At 69.2% G+C, this 22,869-nt stretch carries 20 protein-coding genes; 11 read left to right on the top strand and 9 right to left on the bottom strand.

Annotated features, from left to right (window positions below):
- Window positions 1-104: 104 nt before the first annotated feature.
- Genes AC6LJ2_RS03970 through AC6LJ2_RS03960 form a run of 3 tightly spaced genes read right to left on the bottom strand, consistent with a single transcriptional unit; the run spans window position 105 to window position 2,816 of the window.
- Window positions 105-920, bottom strand: a complete 816-nt coding sequence (locus AC6LJ2_RS03970; protein ID WP_263913356.1) for an ABC transporter permease — start codon at window positions 918-920, stop codon at window positions 105-107.
- 1 nt (window position 921) lies between these two features.
- On the bottom strand, window positions 922-1,776 hold the full coding sequence (locus AC6LJ2_RS03965; protein WP_498150846.1) for an ABC transporter permease: 855 nt from the start codon (window positions 1,774-1,776) through the stop codon (window positions 922-924).
- A gap of 14 nt (window positions 1,777-1,790) precedes the next feature.
- Window positions 1,791-2,816 (bottom strand): ABC transporter substrate-binding protein, encoded by a 1,026-nt coding sequence (locus AC6LJ2_RS03960; RefSeq protein ID WP_498150845.1) that lies wholly within the window; start codon window positions 2,814-2,816, stop codon window positions 1,791-1,793.
- 289 nt (window positions 2,817-3,105) lie between these two features.
- Here AC6LJ2_RS03960 and AC6LJ2_RS03955 point away from each other — a divergent pair, with 289 nt between their 5' ends.
- From AC6LJ2_RS03955 to AC6LJ2_RS03935, 5 genes are all read left to right on the top strand, one after another.
- Window positions 3,106-3,519 carry a RidA family protein gene (locus AC6LJ2_RS03955; RefSeq protein ID WP_263913353.1) on the top strand — a complete coding sequence of 138 codons (414 nt, stop codon included), beginning with the start codon at window positions 3,106-3,108 and terminating at the stop codon, window positions 3,517-3,519.
- A 17-nt stretch (window positions 3,520-3,536) separates the two neighbouring features.
- A complete protein-coding gene (locus AC6LJ2_RS03950; protein WP_498150844.1) occupies window positions 3,537-4,208 on the top strand; it encodes a DUF1028 domain-containing protein in 672 nt (223 codons plus the stop codon).
- Window positions 4,209-4,327: 119 nt separating this feature from the next.
- Window positions 4,328-5,302, top strand: a complete 975-nt coding sequence (locus AC6LJ2_RS03945; protein WP_263913351.1) for a LysR substrate-binding domain-containing protein — start codon at window positions 4,328-4,330, stop codon at window positions 5,300-5,302.
- Between the two features lie 7 nt (window positions 5,303-5,309).
- A complete protein-coding gene (gene argE, locus AC6LJ2_RS03940) occupies window positions 5,310-6,485 on the top strand; it encodes an acetylornithine deacetylase (RefSeq protein WP_498150843.1) in 1,176 nt (391 codons plus the stop codon).
- Window positions 6,486-6,675: 190 nt separating this feature from the next.
- Window positions 6,676-10,212, top strand: coding sequence for an autotransporter domain-containing protein (locus AC6LJ2_RS03935; RefSeq protein WP_498150842.1), 3,537 nt, complete (start codon window positions 6,676-6,678; stop codon window positions 10,210-10,212).
- 13 nt (window positions 10,213-10,225) lie between these two features.
- Here AC6LJ2_RS03935 and AC6LJ2_RS03930 read toward each other — a convergent pair whose 3' ends face one another.
- Genes AC6LJ2_RS03930 through AC6LJ2_RS03910 form a run of 5 tightly spaced genes read right to left on the bottom strand, consistent with a single transcriptional unit; the run spans window position 10,226 to window position 15,282 of the window.
- A complete protein-coding gene (locus tag AC6LJ2_RS03930; protein ID WP_498150841.1) occupies window positions 10,226-11,125 on the bottom strand; it encodes an SMP-30/gluconolactonase/LRE family protein in 900 nt (299 codons plus the stop codon).
- Between the two features lie 6 nt (window positions 11,126-11,131).
- Complete coding sequence (locus tag AC6LJ2_RS03925) at window positions 11,132-12,130, bottom strand: Bug family tripartite tricarboxylate transporter substrate binding protein (protein WP_445658997.1); 999 nt, start codon at window positions 12,128-12,130, stop codon at window positions 11,132-11,134.
- 31 nt (window positions 12,131-12,161) lie between these two features.
- Window positions 12,162-13,142 carry a Bug family tripartite tricarboxylate transporter substrate binding protein gene (locus tag AC6LJ2_RS03920; RefSeq protein WP_498150840.1) on the bottom strand — a complete coding sequence of 327 codons (981 nt, stop codon included), beginning with the start codon at window positions 13,140-13,142 and terminating at the stop codon, window positions 12,162-12,164.
- A gap of 4 nt (window positions 13,143-13,146) precedes the next feature.
- A complete protein-coding gene (locus AC6LJ2_RS03915) occupies window positions 13,147-14,343 on the bottom strand; it encodes a CaiB/BaiF CoA transferase family protein (RefSeq protein WP_498150839.1) in 1,197 nt (398 codons plus the stop codon).
- A gap of 12 nt (window positions 14,344-14,355) precedes the next feature.
- Window positions 14,356-15,282, bottom strand: a complete 927-nt coding sequence (locus AC6LJ2_RS03910) for a hydroxymethylglutaryl-CoA lyase (RefSeq protein ID WP_263913344.1) — start codon at window positions 15,280-15,282, stop codon at window positions 14,356-14,358.
- A 139-nt stretch (window positions 15,283-15,421) separates the two neighbouring features.
- Between AC6LJ2_RS03910 and AC6LJ2_RS03905 the strand changes: the two genes are divergently transcribed.
- Window positions 15,422-16,150 carry an IclR family transcriptional regulator gene (locus AC6LJ2_RS03905; protein ID WP_498150838.1) on the top strand — a complete coding sequence of 243 codons (729 nt, stop codon included), beginning with the start codon at window positions 15,422-15,424 and terminating at the stop codon, window positions 16,148-16,150.
- A gap of 403 nt (window positions 16,151-16,553) precedes the next feature.
- A complete protein-coding gene (locus AC6LJ2_RS03900; protein WP_498150837.1) occupies window positions 16,554-17,618 on the top strand; it encodes a DNA-binding protein in 1,065 nt (354 codons plus the stop codon).
- Between the two features lie 81 nt (window positions 17,619-17,699).
- Here the strand turns inward: AC6LJ2_RS03900 and AC6LJ2_RS03895 are convergent, their stop codons facing one another.
- Window positions 17,700-17,879: a hypothetical protein gene (locus AC6LJ2_RS03895; protein ID WP_498150836.1), complete on the bottom strand. Its 180-nt coding sequence runs from the start codon at window positions 17,877-17,879 to the stop codon at window positions 17,700-17,702.
- A gap of 477 nt (window positions 17,880-18,356) precedes the next feature.
- On the opposite strand from AC6LJ2_RS03895, the gene ydiK reads away from it, so the two are divergent.
- From ydiK to AC6LJ2_RS03875, 4 genes are all read left to right on the top strand, one after another.
- Window positions 18,357-19,463 carry an AI-2E family transporter YdiK gene (gene ydiK, locus AC6LJ2_RS03890; RefSeq protein ID WP_263913339.1) on the top strand — a complete coding sequence of 369 codons (1,107 nt, stop codon included), beginning with the start codon at window positions 18,357-18,359 and terminating at the stop codon, window positions 19,461-19,463.
- A 246-nt stretch (window positions 19,464-19,709) separates the two neighbouring features.
- Window positions 19,710-20,435 carry an RNA pseudouridine synthase gene (locus tag AC6LJ2_RS03885; RefSeq protein WP_498150835.1) on the top strand — a complete coding sequence of 242 codons (726 nt, stop codon included), beginning with the start codon at window positions 19,710-19,712 and terminating at the stop codon, window positions 20,433-20,435.
- 176 nt (window positions 20,436-20,611) lie between these two features.
- Window positions 20,612-21,769: a S66 peptidase family protein gene (locus AC6LJ2_RS03880; RefSeq protein WP_498150834.1), complete on the top strand. Its 1,158-nt coding sequence runs from the start codon at window positions 20,612-20,614 to the stop codon at window positions 21,767-21,769.
- Window positions 21,770-22,050: 281 nt separating this feature from the next.
- Window positions 22,051-22,857, top strand: a complete 807-nt coding sequence (locus AC6LJ2_RS03875) for a transglutaminase family protein (RefSeq protein WP_445659001.1) — start codon at window positions 22,051-22,053, stop codon at window positions 22,855-22,857.
- The last annotated feature ends 12 nt before the right edge of the window (window positions 22,858-22,869 follow it).

Raw genomic sequence — 22,869 nt, 5'->3', positions numbered from 1 at the left:
AAGGCGGCATCAGAAATGGACAAACAGGTCTCGTGGGCCGGGAGAGTGTTAAAAGACAAAGAGGAAAACCCCGCCCCGCCTTGCGTGGCCTGGGCCATCGCACGTCAGCGCGTGTCTTCGATGTTCAGGATGCGGCCCAGCCCCAGGAAGTAGTTGGCAAAGGCCAGCAGGCTGGCGGTCACGGCGATGTAGACCACCGACAGCGCGGCCAGCGTCGGGTCGGCGAATTCGCGCACGTAGTTGTACATGGCTACCGGCAGCGTCTGGGTCGCCTGCGTCGTCACGAACAGGGACGCGGTGAATTCGCTGAACGACATGATGGCGGCGAACAGCCAGCCGCCGAACAGCCCCGGCGCCAGCAGCGGCACGGTCACCGTAAGCAGCACCTTCAGCGGCGAGGCGCCCAGGCTGGCCGCGGCCTGTTCCAGGCGTTCGTCGATGTTCTCCATCGACACGTAGACGCTGCGCATGACGAAGGGCAGCACCAGCATCACGTGGCACAGGATCACCAGGCCGTAGCCCCGGTCCATGTCCAGCTGGGCAACCAGGATCAACAGGCCCAGCCCCAGCGTGAAGTGCGGGATCACCAGCGGCGACAGGAGAACCGCCTGCAACAGGTCCTTGCCTGGAAAGCCCATGCGCTTGACGGCAATGGCCAGCGCGGTGCCGATGACCAGCGCCAGGGACGAGGCCCACCCCACCACCACCAGGCTGGCGCGAAAGCCCTGCTGGAAGTCCGGATAGGTGAACACCCGCTGGAACCAGCGCAACGACCACTGCTCGGGCGGAAAGCTGAGCAAGGCCTTGTCGTTGAACGAGGCCAGCGTCACGACGACGACGGGCAGCAGGACGAAGGCCAGCAGCGCGGCGACCAGCAGCGGCGCGCCCAGGCGCAGGGACAGGGGAAGTCTGTGGGCCATGTCAGTGGGCTCCCAGGGCTTTGAGGCGGCGGGTGGCGCGGCCCAGCAAGACCAGCGCCAGGACCGTCAAGGCCAGGCCGGAGATGCTCAGGCTGGCGGCCAGCGGAAAGTTCATCGACGAGAATCCCAGCTGATAGACCAGGGTGGAGACGGTGGGCACGCGGCCGCCGCCGATCATCTGCGGGGTGGCGAAGGCGCTGAACGTCCAGGCGAAGGCGGTCGTGATGCTGGCGATGATGCCGGGCATGGACAGCGGCAGCGTCACCGTCAGGAAGGTGCGCACGGGTCCGGCGCCCAGGCTCTGGGCGGCTTTTTCGTAGTCGCGGTCGATGTGGGAAATGGCGGTGGCCAGCATCAGCACCACCACGGGAATGGTCACGTGCACCAGGGCGATCAGGACGCCCAGGTGGGTGAACATCAGGCCCAGCGGCTGCTCGATCAGGCCCAGCTTGCGCAGCACCGTATTGATGAAGCCGTTGTTGCCCAGCACGATGATCCACGAATAGGTGCGCACGATCTCGCCCAGGAACAGCGGCGTGATCGAGATGATGAGGATGGACGATTTCAGCAGGCGGTTGCGCACGCGCACCAGGGCGTAGGCCAGCGGGTAGGCCGCCAGCAGCGAGAACACGGTGGTCTCGATACTGAGCAGCAGCGTGTTGGCGAAGGCCGTCAGGTAGACCGGCCCGCTCAGGCCCGAGAAGTTCTCCAGCGTCAGTCCGCCCACCGCCATCGAACCGGGGATGAAGGTGCGCACGCTGAACTGCAGCACCGCGGCCATGGCCACGACGATGCACAGGGCAATGAAGCCCGCGGGCGAAATCAGCCATCCCCTCAGGCCGGAGCGGGTAGTCATGGCGGGCCCGGCCATCAGTTCATCAGGTTTTCGGTGAACCACTTGCGCCAGGTGGCCGTCTTTTCGGCGCGCAGCTTGTCATCGATGACGATGGCCTGTTTGTCCCACTGTTCCTGGGTGGTGAAGACGCCGGGCAAGGCGGCGTCTTCGGCCGAGACCTGGGCGTTGGTGACGACCGGGCTGGCTTTCTTGTAGGCGACGATCTTGGACTGCACCTCGGGCGAGAGCGCGATGTTCATGAATTTGTAGGCCAGGTCGGTCTTGGCGCTGCCTTTCATGATGCCCATGGTATCGATGCCGAGCACCGCGCCTTCCTTGGGCATCGCGACCTTGATCGGCACGCCCTGGCCGATCATGTAGTAGGCGTTCATCGACAGCAGGATTTCCACGGGCGTTTCACCGGTCGAGATCAACTGCTGGCTGTTGGCGTCGTTGGTGTAGAACGCCTTGAAATTGGGCTTCAGGGCCTTGAGCTTGTCCGTCCCTTTTTCCCAGGTGGCGGCATCGCCGCCCGACAGCAGGGCCGCCACGGTGATGATGTGGCTGGGGTCGAAGTCCGGCGCCGACAGCTTGGCCTTGAGCGCCGGGTTCCACAGGTCGTTCCAGCTGCTGAACGTGATGTCTTTCGGCACCAGGTCGGGGCGGTAGCCGATGGTGTAGACGTAGGCCCAGCTGCCCACGTGGTAGGGGCTGACCTTGGCGCGAGCCACCAGGTTGGCGTAGTTGGGCACCTTGGCGGTGTCGAGCTTTTCGAACAGGCCGCCGTCGACGTACAGCCAGCCGATGTGCGAGGTGGTGAACGTGATGTCGCTTTCGGGCGTCTTGGCCAGCTTGGCCTTGTTCAGCCGGTCGATGGTGCCGCCGGTGACGTATTTGACCGGCACGCCCGTCTGCCGGGTGAATTCCTTGCCGATGTTCTCGTCGATCAGGTCGCGGAAACTGCCGCCCCAGGTGCTGACCACGAGCGCATCTTCGGCCCAGGCCACGTTGGCCATCAGCACGGTGGAAAAAAGACCGGCTACGGTAAGTTGTCGAAGCATTGCAAACCCCTTGAGTGTTTTGTATCCGCCGAACGCCGCCGACTGGAGCCCAGATGATGGAAGAGGGGGGCGGCGCGGGCCAAGTCGCCTTTTCCTTAGGCCTGGCTCGCAATTCCTGAGGCGCCGCGTAAACCCGCGAGGCGGGTGGCCGGGTCGGAATTTCCGAGACCGCCCCCCGGAAAAAACAAATAGGCGGCGCGCGCCGCCCGATCCGAAGATGGAGTCCCGGCCCGCCTCGCGGGTTTGCCATCACGCGGCGCCGCCCGTCGGCCCCTTCTGCAGAAGAGTCATGAAACACAAGCGCATCCGCCCCTTCAACACCAAAGTCACGTACCCGGAACAGAACCTGGACAACGACCTGTGCCAGGCCGTGGTCGCCCGGGGCAGCACGGTCTTCCTGCGCGGCCAGATCGGCCAGAACCTGGATACCTCTGAAAGCGTCTGCATCGGCGACGCCGCGGGCCAGGCCGAACAGGCCATGGCCAACATCGCCATGCTGCTCAAGGAAGCGGGCGGCGACGTGCAGGACATCTGCAAGATCACCATCTACCTGGTCGACCCGCGCTACCGCGAGGCGGTCTACCGGGTGGTGGGCCGCTGGCTCAAGGGCGTGTTTCCGGTGTCGACCGGCATCGTGGTCTCGGCGCTGGCCCGGCCCGAATGGCTGGTCGAGATCGACGCCACCGCCGTCATTGCCGACTGACTTTCACGAGGCCTGCCATGACCTTCTCGATCATTGCCCGTTGTCCGGCGACCGGCCAGTTCGGCGCCGCCGTGTCGTCGTCCTCGCCCGCGGTGGCGGCGCGCTGCGTGCGCGTTCGCGCCGGCGTGGGGGCGACGGTCAGCCAGAACATCACCGACCCCGCGCTGGGGCCCCTGGCTCTGGATGCGATGGCAGCCGGGCACACGCCGGCCCAGGCGCTGGCGGCCCTGCGGCAACGGCCGTTCATCGACTACCGGCAATTGATGGCCATCGATGCCGTCCATCCGCCCGCCGTTTTCACGGGCGCCAGTGCGTTGGGCACGCTGGCCAGCGCGGCGGGCGAGCACGCCGCCTGCGCCGGCAACATGCTGGCCTCGCAAGCCGTGCCGGCCGCGATGCTGGCGGCATTCGAGCGCGCCGAGGGGCCGCTGGCCGAACGGCTGATGCTGGCCTTGCTGGCGGGCGAGGCGGCCGGCGGCGAAGCCGGGCCCGTGCATTCGGCCGGGTTGCTGGTGTGCCAGGACCTGGATTGGCCGATGGTCGACCTGCGGATGGACTGGGTCGAAGACGGCCCGGTGCAGGCGCTGTATGCGGCCTGGGGCATCTACGCACCGCAGATCGACGCCTATCTGGCCCGCGCCCGGGACCCCCGCGAGGCGCCCAGCTTCGGCGTGCCGGGCGATCTGTGAGCGCCGCCATGGACGTTCCCTGAGGAAAGCCTTGCCCGGCGTTGCGCGGCAAGGGGATACTTTGCCAGACCCTTGCCCGCGCCGGCCGGCCTTACGACCCCGTTTCCTCAAGTTGGACCATGCTCAATCGCATTTCCCTGCGCCAGATGGAATATTTCGTGGCGACCGCCAAGCACGGCAGCATTGCCGCGGCGTCCGCCCAGATCCATATCTCGCCGCCGTCGATCTCGGCCGCCATCGCCCACATCGAGACCGAGCTGGGCGTGCAGCTGTTCGTGCGCCATCCGTCCAAGGGACTGGCCCTGACGCCGCTGGGCCAGCAAGTCATGCAGGAATGCGAAGACCTGCTCGAACGCGCCTCGAAACTGTACGAGATCGCGTCCGATTCCCACGACACCATCCAGGGCGTGCTGCGCGTGGGGTGCTTCCAGCCGTTGGCCGCCATGATCGCGCCCGAGGTCATCTTCGGGTTTTCGCGGGCGTTCGAGAAGGTCGAGCTGCACATGGCCGAAGGCGACCAGCAGGAACTCATCAACCGCCTGCACCTGCTCGAGATCGACGTGGCCATCACCTACGACCTGCAACTGGGCGACGAGATCAGCTTCGAGACGCTGGCGCACATGCCGCCGCACGTGCTGGTGAGCGAGCTGCATCCGCTGGCCCAGCAGATCGCCGTCACGCTGGACGAGCTGGCGCAGCTGCCGATGGTGCTGCTGGACCTGCCGATGAGCCGCGAGTACTTCCTGTCGCTGTTCGCCAAGGCCGGCCTGCAGCCCAACATCGTGGCCCGGTCGCGTTCCGAAGACGTGGTGCGTTCGATGGTTGCCAACGGCATCGGCTACGCGCTGTTCAACGTGCGCCCCAAGTCGACCCAGTCGCTGGACGGCAAGCGGCTGGTGCGCCTGCGCCTGGCCGGCGAGCAGCGGCCGATGCTGCTGGGGCTGGCGACGTACCGGCCGATGAAGCCGTCGCGCCTGACCCAGGCCTTCATGCAGCGCTGCCGCGCCTATATTTCGGACCAGTACATTCCGGGCATGAGCGCGGCCAGTTTCTTCGACCCCTACATGTCCGGTCCCCCCGGGACCGCATCCTGAGTCCTCCATGCCCCGTTCCCTTCCTTCAGGCAGCCTGGCGCTGCTGCGCGAACTGATCGCGTTTCCGTCCGTCACCCTGACGCCCAATGCCGGCCTGATGGACCGCGTGCAGGAGGTGCTGGCGCTGGCGGGCGTCGAGTCGTGGCGCGTGCCCGATCCGCAGGATGCCAGCCGCTGCAACCTGTTTGCCAGCGTCGGCCCGCGCGACGAGGCGGGCATCTTGCTGTCGGGGCATACCGACGTGGTGCCGGTGCAGGGCCAACCCTGGACCACGCCGCCGTTCCAGGCCACCGAGCGCGACGGCCGCCTGTACGGCCGCGGCGCCGCCGACATGAAGGGGTTCGTCGCGTGCGCGGTGATGGCCCTGGTGCGTGCCGCACAGCAGCCGTTGAAGCGGCCGCTGCTGCTGGCCCTGTCGTTCGACGAGGAAATCGGCTGCGTCGGCGTGCGGCATCTGCTGCGCGCACTGCAAGACATGCAGCCGCAGCCCTTGCTGTGCGTGGTGGGCGAGCCCACGCTGATGCAGATCGGCACCGGCCACAAGGGCAAGGCCGCCTATCGCGCCCGCTGCTGCGGCCAGGCCGGGCATTCGGGGCTGGCGCCGCGTTTCGTCAACGCCATCCACACCGCGGCCGACCTGGTCGATGCGCTGCGCGACGTGCAGCGCGAATTGGCCGAGGCCGGCCCGCGCGAGCCCGGCTACGCCATTCCCTATTCGACCGTTCACGCGGGCACCATCCATGGCGGCACGGCGCTGAACATCGTGCCGGCCGATTGCGAAGTGAGCTTCGAGATCCGCAACATCGCGCAGGACGATCCCGGGCAGATCCTGGAGCGGGTGCGGGCCCGTACCCAGGCGCGGATGCGCGCCCACCATGCCTTGCCCGACGCCGCACCGCCCGAGATCGAGGCGGGCAACAGCTATCCCGGCCTGTCGGTGCCGGACGATGCGCCGGCGGTACGCCTGCTGGCCTCGATGCTGCCCGCCGGCACGGCGTGCACCAAGGTGGCCTTCGGTACCGAAGGCGGCCTGTTCGGTCAGCTGTGGACCCAGACCGCGGTGCTGGTCTGCGGCCCGGGCAGCATCGACGTGGCGCACAAGGCCGACGAATACGTCGAGCTGGCGCAGATCGATGCCTGCGACGCCATGATGGCGCAGTTGACGGCGTATCTCTGCGCCTGACGGGGCGCCTGGCGCGGCCGCGACCGCGCGATTGAAACAATTCGCCATTTTTGCGTGCCGCTTTTAAAATCGCCAGCGGCTTGGCGACCGCGGCGGCGCGCGCATTCGCGTGCACCGGGGCAGGCAACCGCACCTCGTCCAATGGGTACCCGCGGACCCACCCGCGCGACACCCCCTACGCTCGCGCGATATGAAAAAAACCTGTATCCACCGCCTGGCATTGACCACCGCCATCCTCTCGACGCTGCCGCCCTGGCCTGCGCTGGGGGCGCCGGGCGACATCACCAGCGGCGGCGGCCAGGGGGGCAAGGGCGCCGACTTCAGCAATGGCAACGGCGGGGCGGGCGGCGCCGGGGGCCTGGCGGGCGGGGGCGGTGGCGGCGGTGGCGGTCAGGGGGGCGTCATGCCGACCACGCGCGTCAATGGCGGTGACGGGGGGGCTGGCGCGACGCTGTCGACCTCGGCCACCGCCGGTCTGAATGGCGAAAACTCCGGCTCGGCGGCGGGCGGCATGGGCGGCTTTGTCCAGGGCCCGGCCCTGACTTCGGCCGGGAGCGGGGGCGGCGGCGCCGGATCCCTGGGGGGCCCGGGCGGGCGCGGGGGCGATAGCATCACGCCCTTCGGCAACGGCAATCTGAACAGCGCTCCCAACACGGTATTGTCCAGCGGCGTGTTTGGCACGACGGGCCTGAGTGGCGAAGAGAAAGGGTTCGGCGCAGGGGGCGGCGGCGGTGGCGGCGGCCAGGGGGGGCTGGTGCTGACGGCATCGGGCGCCGCGCTCGAAACGGCAGGCCAATCGATCGGCGGCGGCAGCGGTGCCGCCGGCACGCTTGCGGGCGGCGGCGGCGGGGGCGGCGGTGCCGCGCTGGTGCTGGTGGGCGGCGGCACCATCCGGAATACCGGCTCGGCCATCGTGGGCGGCTCGGGCGGTGCGGCTGACGGGGGCATTGCCGCAGGAGGGGGATCGGGAGGCGCGGGCGTCTTCCTCTTCGACGGCGGCACCCTGTTCAACAATGCGGGCATCGTCCAGGGCGGATCCGGGGGCAATTCCAGTAATGCCACGGGCGGCAGCGGCGGTGCGGGCGTACTCGCCAACCGCGGCACGATCACCAACCTGGCCACCATCGTCGGCGCCGCCGCGGGCGCGGGCAGCGATGGCGGCACGGGCGGCGACGGGGTCGTCGCCAATGGCACCGCCGTCACCAATGCGGCGGGCGCCCAGATCTCGGGCGGCCGGGGCGGGTCATCGTTCGGCACCTCGGCCCTGGCCGGCCCGGGCGGCGCCGGCGTGCGCTTCATCAATACCGGCGGGTCGCTGGTCAACGCCGGCAGCATCCAGGGCGGCAATGGCGGATCGACCTCGAACTTTCCCACGGGCAGCGGCGGCGCGGCGGTGATCGGACAGGGCGGCGTGCAGGTCACCAACCGCGGCACGCTGTCCGCCGGCCAGGACAGCTTTGGCGGACGCGCCAACGCCGTGGCGTTCAGCGGCGGCGGCAATCGCCTGACGCTCGAGGCCGGGTCCCTCATCATCGGCAACGTCGTCAGCAGCAGCGGCGGCGGCCCCTCGGGCGACGTGCTGGCGTTGGGCGGCGACACGACCGATGCCACCACCACCTTCGACGCCGGCCAACTGGGGGCCGTCGGCAGCGGCCGCGCGTACCAAGGCTTTGAAAACCTGCAAAAAACCGGCGCCAGCCTGTGGACCTTGACGGGCGGCACGAGCCAGATCACATCGTGGACCCTGTCAGGCGGCACGCTGGCGATCGGCTCGGATGCCGCGCTGGGCGGCCCGGCTGGCACCGTGACCTTCGATGGCGGCGTGCTGCGCAACACGGCGGCGGTCGTGGCCACGCGGTCGTTCGAGGTGCAAGCGGGAGGCGGCACGCTGGAGACGCAGCAGCCCCTGACGCTGCTGGGCGCGCTTGGCGGTAGCGGCGCGCTGCGCAAGACGGGCGCGGCCGCGCTGATCTTGAATGGGGTCAGCTCATATTCCGGCGCTTTCGACATCCAGGCGGGCAGGGTGGTGGTGGGCGACGCGACCCATGCGGGCGCGGTCCTGCCCGGCGCCGTGACCGTGGGCAACGGCGCCATCCTGGGCGGGCAGGGCACGGTGGGCAGCCTCGTCGTGGCGGCCGGCGGCAGGGTGGCGCCGGGCAATCCCCTGGGCACGCTGACGGTGACGGGCAACCTCACGCTGGCGCCGGGGTCGGTGTACCTGGTCGATGTCGAGTCCGGCTCGTCGGCCAGCGACCGGCTTGCCGTCGGCGGCACGGCCACCCTGGGCGGATCGGTCGTACACGTCGGGCCGGACGGCAATTTCAGCACGTCGCGCGACTACGTGATCGTCACGGCGGCGGGCGGCGTGACCGGCAGTTTCCAGAGCGTCGCGAGCCAATACGCCTTTCTGGAGCCGCAACTGCGCTATGACGCGAACGCCGTCACGCTGCGGATGCCGCTCAAGCAGGTGCCCGGCGACCCGGGGGCGGGCAATGGCGGCAATGAGGGCAACGGCGGCGAGGGCGGCTCCGGCGGCACCGGTGGCAATGGCGGCGGCACCCGGCCGATCCGCTTTGCCGACGCCGCGCAGACGCGCAACCAGCGCGCCGTTGCCAATGCCGTACAGACCCTGCCGCAAGACAATGCGGTGTACGCGCGGGTCCTGAACCTGCCGGTGGGGGCGCCCCCGGCTGCCTTCGACGCCCTGTCGGGCGAAGTGCATGCCAGCACCACCGCGCTGCTGCGCGGCATAGGTGACACCGTGGCCAGCCTGCCCGTGGACCACCTGCGAGCCAACCTGTACGCCGGTCGCCTGCCCGGCGCGCCGACCGCGCAGCGCGAGACGGGCGGCGCCACCGCGGGCGACGGCGCGGCCTTGCCGCGGTCTGCCGCGCAACCGCTATGGGCCCAGGTGTTCGGCAACTGGCGCACGCTGGGCGGCAACGGCAGTGCCGGGCGGGTGAGCGATGCCGACGGCGGCCTGTTCGTGGGAGGAGACTTTGCGGCAGGCGGCGGCTGGCGCCTGGGCGGCGCCGTCGGCTACACCGGCAGCCATGCCTCGCTGCACGACCGCGCGTCGACCACCGACGTCGACAGCTACAGCGCCACGCTTTATGGCGGCAAGGCGTTCCAGGCCGGGCCGGGGCAGATCGAATGGACGGCCGGCGCCGCCTACACCTGGCACGACATCGCCACGCGCCGCGACACCGGCGCCGCCGGGCTGAACCAGACGCTGAAGGCCGATTACCGCGGCGGCACCGCGCAGGTGTTCTCCGAGCTGGGTTTTCGCGTGCCTTTGAACGAGCGCATCGCGCTGCAGCCGTTCGCGGGCATCAACTACAGCAACCTGCGCACGCGCGGCTTCTCGGAATCGGGCGGCTCGGCCGCGCTGGACGGCGCCAGCCAGCGCAGCGCCATCACCACCACCACGCTCGGCTTGCGCGGCGAGGCGCGCTTCGACTCCGCCGGCATGCCGGGCCGCGTGCACGCCATGGCCGGCTGGCGCCACGCCTTCGGCAGCCTGGAGCCCGCCACCACGCTGGCGTTCGCCGACAGCGTGCCTTTCACGGTCGCCGGCGCACCGCTGGCGCAGGACGCGGCCGTCATCGGGCTGGGCGTCGACATGCGGCTGGCCAAGTCGACCACCGTCGGCGTGGCCTACAACGGCCAATTCGGCGGCAGCAACCGCCAGAACGCAGGCAGCCTGAACCTGGCCTGGCAGTTCTGAGCGACCCGCGGCGCTACGGCGCCGGCAATCGGGCCGTCAACACGACCCCGGTGGCGGACTCGGTCATCACCACGGCATTGCCATCGGGCGTGAGGGCGATGTTGGTGACGGTCTGGCCAGAGGGGCTGCGCAGGAAGTGCGTGACGTTGCCGCGGGCATCCAGCAGGAAGGCCCCGCCCAGGCTGGCGTGCGCGACCAGCAGGCCGCCTTGCGGCGTCAGCGCCAGTCCGTCCGGGCCGCTGCTGCCGAAGAACGTCTGGAAGGCGCCCATCTTGCTGAGGGCGCCGTCGCCCAGCAGCGGTGCGCGCCACACCTGGTTGGCGCGGGTCACGGCCACGTAGAGCGTGCGGGCCTGGGGGTCGACCGCGATGCCGTTGGGGCTGGGCGCGTTGCCGAGCAGCAGGTCGAGCCGGCCGCTGGCGCAATCGTAGCGATAGACCCGGCCGCTGGGGTCGTGCAGGCCGGTCTGCCCCTGGTCGGTGAAATACAGGCGGCCGGCGGCGTCGAACACCAGGTCGTTGACGCCCTTGAACGACTCGCTGTTGCGATGGCCAAGCAGGGTATCGATGCGGCCGCTTTGCGGCTCGCAGCGCAGGATGCCCAGGCGGTAGTCGGCAATCCAGAGGCTGCCGTCCGCGTGCCGTGCCAGCCCGTTGGGCCAGCCGCCCGTCTGCGCGACCACGTGCCAGTCACCGCCGCCGTCCAGGCAGAGGATGCGGCCGTGCGCAATATCGGTCACGTAAAGGCGGCCCTGGGGGTCGAACACGGGCCCTTCGAGAAAGCTGTCGACTACGTGGCCGGGCTTGTTGGCCTCGGCCCAGGCGCTGGCTTGGGGCAAGCGCAGTGCCTGGGGCAGGCTGGACAGCACGCTGGCCTGGATGACCACCGGCGGGGTGAAGTTCATGTTCCACATGGCGGATCACTCGGGCTTGATGCCGACGCGCTTGCCGACGTCGGCCCAGAGCGCGACCTGCTCGTTGACGTACGCGCTGAACTGCGCGGGCGACATATCGCGATGGCGCGCGCCCTGGTCGACCAGCTGCTTGCGCAGGGCGGGATCGTTCATCACCTGGCCGACCAGCGCGTTCATCTGCTGCACGATGGCGTCGGGCGTGCCTTTGGGGGCCGCCAGCCCGAACCAGTTCAGGACCTGGTACGAGGGCAGGCCGGCCTGCGCGAAGGTGGGCACCTGCGGCAGGGTTTCGAGCCGGCTTTCGCCGGTGACGGCCAGCGCGCGCACCCGCCCGCCCTGCACGGGCGCAATGGCGGTCGGAGCCGCCGTGATCAGCATGTCGATCTGCCCGGCCATGACGTCGGCCAAGGCCGCGCCCGCGCCCCGATAGGGAATATGGGTGAGCGAGATGCCGGCCTCGCTCTTGAACACTTCGGCGGCCAGGTGGGTGGAACTGGCCTGTCCGCCCGAACCGAAGTTGAGCTTGGCCGGATGCGCCTTGGCGTACTGGACCAGGTCTTGCAAGGTCTTGAACGGCGACGTTTCGGGCACGATCAGCACCAGCGGCGTCTCGATGATTTCCGCGACGTGCACCAGGTCTTGACGGTGGTCCCACGGCAGCTTGGCGAACAGCAGCGGCAGCATGGTGTAGGTCGTGTCGGTGACCAGGAAGGCGCTGCCGTCGGCCGGCGAGCGCGTCACGTCCAGGGTGCCGATCGTGCCCGAGGCCCCGGTCTTGTTTTCGACGATGAACGTCTTGCCGGTCAGTTCCGACAAGCGCTGCGCCACCTGGCGTCCGGCGTAATCGGTGGTGCCGCCCGGTGAATAGGGCACCACCAGGCGCACGGGCTTGGCCGGCCAGTCAGCCGCCGCGGCGCACAGGGGCGTCAGGACGCTGGCGGCCAGCGCCAGGCTGGCGCACAGGCGGGCAGCCCGCCCGCGCGGGTTGCAGGGTATTGCATGCATGAGAATGTCTCCGTTTTTTTGTCGGGGCGGCTCAGGTGGCCGTCTGGATGCCCGCTTCGCGAATCAGCCGGGCCCACTTCTGTTGTTCTTCCTGGATGTAGCGCCGGGCCGCGTCGGGCGTGCCGCCCAGGGCGGTGCTGCCTTCGGCCGTGAACATCGCCACGGTGGCCGGATCCGCCAGCACGTTCACGAGCGTGGCGTTGAGACGGTCGATGATGTCCGCGGGGGTGCCGGCGGGCGCCACCACCGCCTTCCAGTCCACGGCGGCAAAGCCGTCATAGCCGGACTCGGCCACGGTCGGCACGTCGGGCAGGATCGGCACGCGGGCCGGCGCGGTGACGGCCAGGGGGCGCAACAATTTGCCCTTGAGCATTTCCTGCGCGGCCTGGGGCGTGGCGAACATGTAGTCCGTATTGCCGCCGAGCAGGTCGTTCAGGGCCGGCGCCGCGCCCCGGTACGGCACATTCAGCACCTGGAAGCCGGCCTGGTAAGCCAGCAATTCGCCGGCCAGGTGGCCCACCGTGCCCGAGCCGGCCAGCGCCTGCTTGAGCGCGCCGGGCGCCGCCTTGCCCTCTCGCACCAGGTCCGCGAGGGTCTTCCAGCGGGCATCCGCCTTCACCACCAGCACCACCGGCAGCGAGGCCACCAGGATCACCGGCGCGAAGTCCTTGGCGGGGTCGAAGGGCACGTTGGGCATCAAGGCGGGGTTGATGGCCAGGTTGGCGGTCTGGCCCAAGGCCAGCGTCAGGCCGTCGGGCTTGGACTTGGCCACCAGGTCCAGGCCGATGTTGCCGCTGGCGCCGGGGCGGTTCTCGACCACGACGGACCAGCCCGTCGCGCCGGTGGTCTTGGCGGCGATGGCGCGCGCCACCGTATCGGTGCCGCCGCCAGGCGTGTAGGGAACGATGAAGCGCACCGGGCGGCCGTTGGGGTAGGCGCCGGCGGCGCGCAGCGGCAGCGCCGCGGCGCACAGGGCGGCGCCGACGAAGGCGCGGCGGGTAAGCGTAAACATGGGGTCAGTCTCCTTGGGCTATTTGACGGGCCTTGAGGGCCTCTATCTCTTGTTCGCTGTAGCCGACGCTGGCCAGCAGCGCGTCGGTGTGTTGGCCGGCGGCGGGCGGTTGCAGCCGGATGCCGGGTTGCATGCCGTCGAGCGTGAAGGGCGCCAGCGGCACCTTCGACATGCGGCCGTCGCCCAGCGCGATCGGCGCCAGGCCACCGGTGCAGGCCAGGTGGGGGTCATCGAAGAGGTCTTCCGGCCGCGTGATCGGCGCATACGGCAGGCCCTCGCGCTCGAACACGGCGGCCAGCGCCGCCGCCGGGTATTGGGCCATGCGGCTGCGCAGGATCGGCATGAGCCACTCGCGTGCCTGCACCCGGTCGTTGTTCGACTGCAGGCGCGGATCGCCGCGCAGGTCCGCCAGCTGCAGCGCATCGCAAAAGAGGGCCCATTGCTTGTCGCTCACGACCGCCAGGAAGATCTGTTCGCCGTCCTTCACCGTGAAGACGTCGTACACGGCCCAGGCCGAGATGCGGCTGGGCATGGGGGCGGGCGGACGGCCCGTCATGGCGTACTGCATCATGTGCTGGCCGACCAGGAAGACGTTGTTCTCGAACAGCGACGCCTGGACCTCGCCGCCCATGCCGGTGCTGTCGCGCCGGGCCAGGGCGGCCATCGCGCCGATCGCGCCGAACATGCCGCCCATGATGTCGTTGACGCTGGAGCCGGCACGCAGGGGGTCGCCGCTGCGCCCGGTCATGTAGGCCAGGCCGCCCATCATCTGCACCACCTCGTCCAGCGCCGTACGCTGTTCGTACGGCCCCGGCAGGAACCCTTTGTGGCTGATGTAGATGAGGCGCGGATGGGCCTCGCGCAGCGAGGCGTAGTCCAGGCCGAGCCGGGCCATGACGCCCGGCTTGAAGTTCTCGCTGACGACGTCGGCCGAGGCGATCAGGCGCCGGGCCGCTTCACGGCCGTCGGCCTGCTTCAGGTCAAGGACGATGCTCTTCTTGTTGCGGTTGAACATGGGGAAAAAGCCCGCGCCGGAGCCGAGCAGCCGCCGGGTGCTGTCGCCGCCGGGCGGTTCGACCTTGATCACTTCGGCGCCCAGGTCGCCCAGGATCATGCCGCAGGTGGGTCCCATGACCATGTGTGTGAATTCGACGACGCGCACGCCTTCATACGGCAGGCGGGACGGGGGGGTGCCAGTCATGTGTGTCCTGATTCAGTGGGAGGGCGCAAAGCCCTTGGGCAGGCCCGCGTCCGGGGTCATGCCGTAGAGCGGTTCGCCCGGCAGGCCGGCCGCCAGCGGGGCGCGCGCGGCAAACAGGGCGGCCAGGTCGATGCCGGTGGCGACGGCCATGGCCTCGAACATGAAGACCAGGTCTTCGGTGACCACGTTGCCCGACGCGCCGGGCGCGTAGGGGCAGCCGCCCAGGCCGCCCAGTGAACTGTCGAAGGTGCGCACGCCTTCGTCATAGGCGGCCAGGCAATTGGCCAGCCCCAGGCCGCGCGTGTTGTGCAGGTGGGCCGCGCCGGCGTGCTCGCCGAGTTCCTGCCGCAGGCGGCGAAACCGCCGTCGCACCTGCGCCGGATTGGCATAGCCGACCGTGTCCGACAGACCGGATTCGTCGGCGCCGGCGGCAATGCATTGCACCGCCAGCCGGATCACGTCGTCTTCGGCCACCTCGCCCTGCAAGGTGCAGCCGAAGGCGGTGGAAATGCCGGCCTCCAGCTTCACGCCGGGCGCGATGTCGTCGCGCAGCCGGGCGATGGCGCGGACTTCTTCCACCATGTCTTCGGGCGTCTTGCGCACGTTCGCCAGCGAATGGGCCCGGCTGGCGGACACGGGCAGGGTGAGTTTGTGCACGCCGGCAGCCAGCGCCGCCTGCGCGCCGCGCAGATTGGGCACCAGCGCCATGACGGTAAGCCCGGGATGGGTCAGGGCATGACGCACGACCTCGGCGGCATCGGCCATCTGCGGCAGCAGCCGTGCCGGCACGAATGACGCCACTTCGATTTCACGGAGGCCGGCGGCCACCAGCGCGTCGATCCAGCGGCACTTTGCCTCGGTCGGCATGGTGGCCTTGACGGATTGCAGGCCGTCGCGCGGACCGACTTCGCTGATCAGGACGGAAGGCGGAGGGGGCATTCAAGTCTCCTGGAAAAGGATTGTTTATTCTATCTAATAGAATCTTATTCTTTAAGATGAAATGATGTCGCAAGGCGAAGCGGCCTGTCAAGCGGCGACTACAATGCAACGTTCTAAAAGATGGAATGCAGGAGCCCCTATGCCGCGTAAAGCCGCGACCGAATCCATGGCCGACCGCGATGCCGCCGAGGGCGGTGTCGCCGCGGTGGACCGGGCGTTGAGCCTGATGTCCGTGTTCGGCGAGGGCGATTCGGCGCTGTCGCTGGTGGAATTGGCCGAACGCACCCAGCTGTACAAGAGCACCGTGCTGCGCCTGCTGGCGTCCCTGGTGCATGCGGGCTGGGTGCAGCGGCTGGACGATGGCCGCTATGCGCTGGGGCCCGAAGTGGCGCGGCTGCACGGGCTTTACGCCGCGTCCTTTTCGCTCGAACGCATCGTCATGCCGGTGCTGCGCGACCTGGTCGCGGCCACGGGCGAAAGCGCCGCCTACCACGTGCGCCAGGGCGATGCGCGGCTGTGCCTGTACCGCGTGGATTCGCCGCACCCCGTGCGCGACCACATTCGCGCGGGTGACTTGCTGCCGCTGGACCGGGGCACCGGCGGGCGGGTGCTCACGGCGTTCGACCTGGTGCTGGGGTTCGCGCCCGGGGCGGACCAGGCCTTGTACGCCCGCATCCGCGCTGACGGCTATGTCGTGGCCGTGGGCGACCGCCTGGCGGAAGTGGCGGGCATTTCCGCGCCGGTGTTCCTGGCGGACGGCAGCATCGCCGCGGCGGTGACGCTCACCGCGCCGGCCCATCGGCACCGGCATGCGCATCTGGATGCGGTCTTGCTGGCCGCAAGGCAGCTCAGCGGCAAGGTCGGTTAGCGGCGGCTGGCACGGCATCTGCCTGGCCGCCGGCAGGTTCAGCCCTGGCGCGCCGGGTCCAGTCCCCCCTTTTTTCATTTTCATCGACGACCGCCCCCCCCCTCGCGCACGGGGCAGGGGGGGACGTGTTCGCGCGCGCCGGGATCGCCTTTGCGCGCTGACGCGTCGTGCTCCGGCCGGCGGCCATCGCCGCGATGCCGGCGGCCGCGCCCCTCGTCCCGTTTGGCAGCGAAATCCGGGTATTTTTGCTCAGCGCTTGCTTATTGTATAAATTAATACGTATGATGTATGATATAAAACAAAAATAAGGAATTACTAGCGATAATGTTCTATTATCGAGAGTAATTATTGGGGCTCACTTATTCGGGCTCACTTATTCGGACTCACTACCAGGAATCACGCCATGGCCACGGGAATCACGCAGTCGGATGTTTGGGCCGCCGCAGACGCCTTGCTGCTCGAGGGCGCCCGGCCCACCATCGAGCGGGTGCGTCTGAAAATCGGCCGCGGCTCGCCCAATACGGTCAGTCCACACCTGGAAAGCTGGTTCGCCGGGCTGGGCGCGCGCATCCAGGACCCGGGCGCCTTCGCCGCGCCGGCCGCCATTCCCGACCCCATCGCCCAGGCCGCCACCCATTTCTGGGAAGCCGCCCTGGCCGCGGCTCGCGCCGAACAGGCCGACGCCACGCGCCAGCGCTGGGCCGAACTGCAAGAAGAGGGCGTGCGGCTGGATGCGCTGGCCGAACGGCTGGCGCAGCGCGAGGCCCAGCTGCAGGCCCGCGAACGTGACCTGGAAGAAAGCCTGAAAGTCGCCACCGGCCAATTGGCCGCCACCGAAGAACGCCTGCGCACGGCCGAGGCCCAGTTGCGCGAACGCGATCAGGCGCTGGTCGCCGGGCAGCGCCACCTGGCCGATGCGCGCGCCGCGCTGCACGCCCAGGCCGCCGACGCCGAGCGCGCCCGCAGCGAACAGGCCGAGGCCCTGGCCGCGGCCCACGACCGCCATGCCGCGCACGAACGGCGCTGGATGACCGAACTGGACGCCGAGCGCGGCGCGGTCAAGCGCTTGCAGGCGCGGCTGGATGAAACCCTGGCGCTGAACCAGCAGCAGGCGGAGCAGGCGCGCCAGGCCCTGGCACAGGCTACGGAACGCCTGCGCAGCGCCGAGAACAATGCCGCCGAACAACTGCGCACGGTCCAGGCCGAGGCCCAGGCCCGCCGTGCCGATGCCCTGGCCGACCTGGCCCGGCGCCAGGCCGAAGCCGCCGCCGCCCAGGAGGCCTTGCAGGCCTCGCGGCAACGCGAGCAGGACCTGGCCGACCGCGTGGCCGCGGCCGACGCGCAAGGCGCCGAACTGCTGGCGCAATTGAAGGCGCGGGATGCGCAACTGCTGGAATTGACCCGTCACTTGATGGCCGCGCAGGCCGGGTCGGATTCCGCCACGGGCAAGCAGGACGGGCCCGCGTGATGGCCAGGGCGGGCGGATGACGCGAGCGCTGCCGGGCGCCGGCCCGGTAGTCGGGCCCGCCCCCAGCCATGCCGTTGCCGCCTAGCGGCCGGGATACACCCCCTGGAACGGCGTATTGTCCGGCTCGCCAAAATTGTCGGCGTGATAGTTGGCGGGATCCGCCCGCATGCTGGATTTCGGGCTGCTGCTGCCGCCCGGCGTCATGGTGCAGCCGGCAAGCAGGAAGGCCAGCACGATGCCGGCGGTGGTCACGAGTTTCATCACAAACCTCCACAAAGAAGCTTGCCGGAATAGCGGTCCGGGTTGGCCGGCGCCGCCTGCATCCACTCCGGCGTGCCACATGCGCGCCGGATGCGGGCGCGATGGTGCCTGTCCGCGCAGGCAGGCCGTCGGGCCGTCTGGCGGATGGGCGGAAACGAGTGCAAGCCCATCAACACGGCCTGTCGGGCCGCCGGCGTCGGGCATGCCAGGGCGCCCGCGGTGCGCGTCCTGGCGCCACGCCAGGGGCGTACCGCGACAAGCGATTCACAGCCTGTCTTGTCGGGAGGGGGCGCTGCGCACAGGACAAGCCCCCAGCAAGTGGTGTGCCCAGGAAGGGGGGGGGCAGAAGCGGCCGGACAGCGCCTGGGCGGGCTTGTTCGGGCCATTTTCCGCCCGGCCAGATGGCTCGGTCATCGCTATTTCGGATAAATTCGCACATGCCCAAGGTGCCTTGGGCCCATCCGCCTGGAGCACCGCTTGAACCCGATTCCCCGACCGCCCTCCGATCTGCCCCGCAACCTGCTGGTCATCGTCATTCTGCTGGCCTTGATGATCGGCAGCCTGTACGTGCTCAAGCCCTTTCTGTTCGGGCTGATCTGGGCCACCACCATCGTGGTGGCCACCTGGCCGGTGATGCGGGCGGTGCAAAGGCGCTGCGGCGGCCGCCGCTGGCTGGCCACGCTGGTCATGTTGCTGGTGCTGCTGGTGGTGATCGTGCTGCCGCTGTACCAGGCGATTTCGACGCTGGCGCTGCACGGCGGCGCCATCATGAGCGCTATCAAGAGCCTGCCGGAATACACCTTGATGGCGCCGCCGGGCTGGGTGCAAAGCGTGCCGCTGGGCGGGCCGCGCATCGCCCAGGAATGGCAGGCGCTGGCCGATGCCGGCGCAGGGGGGCTGCTGGCGCGGCTGGAACCCTACGTGACCCTGGCGGCCAGGTGGCTGCTCAGCAACGCGGCGATCGTCGGCGTGTTCGTCATGCACATGCTCATCACCATCGCCATCGCAGGCATCCTGTATTTCCAGGGCGACATGGCGGCCGACTTCGTGCAGCGCTTTGCCAACCGGCTGGCCGGCGCCCGCGGCGTGGCGGCGATCCGGCTGGCGGGCCTGTCGATCCGCGCGGTGGCGCTGGGCATCGTGGTGACCGCCGTGGTGCAGTCGGCGCTGGGCGGCCTGGGCCTGTGGATTGCGGGCGTGCCGGCCGCCGGCATCATCACGGCGCTGATGCTGATGCTGTGCCTGGCGCAGCTGGGGCCGTTCCTGCCGCTGCTGGGCGGCGTCATCTGGCTGTTCCAGAACGACATGAAGCTGGCGGCGGTGCTGCTGCTGGTCTGGGCGGCGCTGGTCGCCATGCTCGACAATCTGCTGCGCCCGATGCTGATCAAGCGCGGGGTCAACCTGTCGATGCTGCTGATCCTGGCCGGCGTGCTGGGCGGCCTGTTCGCGTTCGGCATCGTCGGCCTGTTCATCGGGCCGGTGATCCTGGCCGTGACGTCGACGCTGCTCAAGGCCTGGGTCGACGAAGTGCCGCCGCCCGATGACGGCGCCCCGGCCACGTTGAAGCATCCGACCGAGCTTTGATGCCGGCAGGGCGATCCGGCGCAGCACGCCAGGGGCAGGCCGCGCGGCCAGGGGAAAGCGCGTAACATCCTGCCCTTGGGGCAGCCGTGAATTCAGGCTTGCGTGATTTCAGGCCTGCATCAACGCCCCCCGTTTCGCCTTTTCCGCAGTGTCCAAGATGACGATTTTTCCGCTGAATTCCTCTACGCCCATTCCCGTGCTTTCCCGCCTTGCCCTCGTGACCGCCATGCACTCGGGAGGCCGGCCATGAGCGACAGCGTCCGCCTGGCCAAGCGGCTGGCCACCGAACAATCGTGCTCGCGCGGCGATGCCGAACGCTATATCGAAGGCGGCTGGGTGGCCGTGGATGGCAAGGTCGTGGAAGAACCGGGCTTTCGCGTCGGCGCCCACCAGACGGTAAGCCTGCTGCCCGGCGCCAAGCTGGAAGACATGCGGCCGGTCAGCGTGCTGGTGCACAAGCCGGCGGGCCTGTCGGCATCTGACCCGCAGGAATCCGCGCTGGACCTGATCGTGCCCGCCAACCTGATGCCGGGCGACCGTTCGGGCCAGCGCTACCTGAAGCGCATGTTCAACGGCCTGAAACTGGCGACGCCGCTCGAGCGGGCGGCCAGCGGGCTGGTGGTGTACACGCAGGAATACGCGGTGTCGCGCAAGCTGGTCGAAGAGGGCCGGCACGTCGAACAGGAATACCTTGCGCAGGTGCGCGGCACGCTGGACGCGGCGGGGCTTGCGCGCCTGCAACGCGGCCTGGCCTACGAAGGCCGGCCCGCCACGCCCATGAAGGTCAGCTGGCAGAACGAAACCCACCTGCGCTTTGCGCTGAAGACGCCGGCGCTGGGCTTCATCGAATACGTGTGCGACACCGCCGGGCTGCAATTGCTGGCGCTGCGCCGCCTGCGCATCGGGCGCCTGCCGATGGCGGGGCTGGCGGTGGGGCAGTGGCGTTATCGGTTGGAATACGAGCGCTTCTAGGCGCTTTGCCGCCCCCGAAAGACTTCAAGTGAATTCTCGGATAACCTCAAGTGAATTCTCGAATGACTTCGTGTGGTTTCTCGAATAGCTTCAAGTGAATTCTGGAATAATTTCACTTTTTGCATGAAGTCTATCCAATAAGTATTTGAAAAATAATAAAACACAAAGGACGCTGCATGCCAAGCTCGCCCGGCCGTTCGTCGCCCGCTTTCAACCCGTACCGCCGCAGCGTGCTGCGGGCGGTGGGGGCCATGGGCCTGTCGAGCCTGGCGCTGGCGGGCTGCGCCACCCGTTCACCGGGCCGCGGCGAAGGCGAGCAGACCGCGCCCGGCGACTTGTCGGCCAGCCAGACGGGCCAACCCCTGTCCAACGCCGCCCCCCGGCGCGACGCCCCGGTACCGGCCTTGCGGCCCGGCGGCCGCGTGGCCATCGTGGCGCCCGCGTCGGCCGCCGATGGCGCGGCGTTCGAAGCAGCCGACTGGTTGCAGGCCCGGGGTTTCGAAGCCCAGATCATGCCCGCCGCGCTGACCCGCAGCGACGCGCCGTTCGAGTACCTGGCCGGCGACGACGCCGCCCGGCTCAATGACCTGCACGCGGCGTTTGCCGACCCGGCGATTGGCGCGGTGTGGTGCCTGCAAGGTGGTTTCGGCTCGTGGCGCATTGCCGACAAGCTGGATTTCGGCCTGCTGCGCAAGCACCCCAAGCCCTTCATCGGCTATAGCGACATCACCGCGCTGCACCTGGCCATCCAGAAACAGGCCGGCTTCGTGACCTTTCACGGGCCGTTGCTGGCGCAGGACCTGCTGGCCGGCAAGGCCGAACCCACCGCCAGCCACGTGCTGGCGATGGTGGGCGGGCAGATCGGGCAGGGCGCCTGGATCGATGCGCCGCCGGAGTCCAACCCGGTGGTGCTGGCGCCCGGCGTGGCCACGGGCCGGCTGGTGGGCGGCAACCTGGCGCTGATCGCCGCCACCATCGGCTCGCGCCACGACATCGCCACCCGCGACGCGATCCTGTTCATCGAAGACGTCAACGAGGCGCTGCCGCGCATCGACCGCTTGCTGTCGCAATTACGCGCCGCCGGTAAATTCGACCGCATCAAGGGCGTGCTGGTGGGTAATTTCACCCGCCTGGGGCTGCCTGGCGGCGACGCGGCGGGGCAGTTCCAGCTGTTTCCGCTGTTGCAGGAACAATTCCAGGCGCGCGGCATTCCCGTGCTGGCGGCCTGGCCCAGCGGCCATGGCGATCCCAACCTGACGCTGCCGCTGGGGGCGCTGGTGACGCTGGATACCCAGCGCCGCGGGCTGCGGCTGGAACAGCCGGTGGCGGTGTAGGCGCACCGGTACGGCCGGGGCAGGCGGTCCCGGTTGGGGCCGTGATGGCGCGCCGCTGCGGCACCGGCTTGGTGCCAAGCCCTTTGTCGTGGCATCATTTTCGTTCGCGCCGCGTTTGCCACGGCCGCGTTTCCCTCCCGCACGGCGCAACCTGCGCTCCCCGCCAGGCCTTGGCACGCTAGTTGCTAGCAGTAACGTCACAGACGGTCATCAAGATAAACACAAAGCCGGCAGCTGCCCAAGACAGGCAGGGCCGGCGTGATCTTGCAAAGGAGACGTTCGTGAGGCATCTCGTCAAGCACGTTACCCGTTACCGCTACGCCGCGCCGGTCAGCTACAGCATCCAGACCCTGCGGCTGACGCCCCGGCTCGATGACCATCAGCGCGCCCTGCGCTGGCACATCCAGGCGCCCGGCGACATCCAGGCCCAGGTCGACGCCTATGGCAACGTGGCGCACACCTTGATCCTGAACCGGCGCCACCATGAGGTCGAAATCCACGTCACCGGCCAGGTCGACATCGAACCGCGGGCCCGGGGCCACGTGGGCCAGGAAGACCACCGGCTGCCCGTGCACGTGTACTGCGTACCGACCGCGCTGACCCAGGGCGACGACACGGTGCGCGGCTTTTCGGGACGGGTGCTGCCCCGCGGCCTGTCCACCCCCGAAGACGCCTTGTCGCTGGCCGAGGCCATCTGCGACCGGGTGGTGTATGCCCCCGACGACGAGGCGGCGGGGGGCGAACCTTCGGGCGCTGCCCAGGTGCTGGCGTCGGGCCGGGGCGGCAGCCGCGACCAGGCCCACCTGTTCCTGGCCTGCGCCCGGGCCTGCGGCACGCCGGCGCGCTACGTCAGCGGCTATCTCTACACCCAGGAAGACCAGGCCGTGGCCCACGCCTGGGCCGACATCTGGCTGCCCGAACCGGGCTGGGTCAGCGTGGACGTGACCCATCGCCGCTTTGCCTCGGACCGGCATTGCCGCCTGGCGGTGGCGCGCGACCACGATTCCGCGTCGCCGGTGCGCTGGCTGCACGGCCAGGGCGCCGACATGTCCACGCAGATTTCGGTGACGATGCAAGCCGGCGTCTGACCGCACGCGGTT

It is taken from the genome of Achromobacter sp. 1014246743 (genome assembly GCF_059760725.1).
The sequence above is the reverse complement of the archived record's forward strand: the minus strand, read 5'-3'. Positions and strand labels throughout refer to the sequence as shown.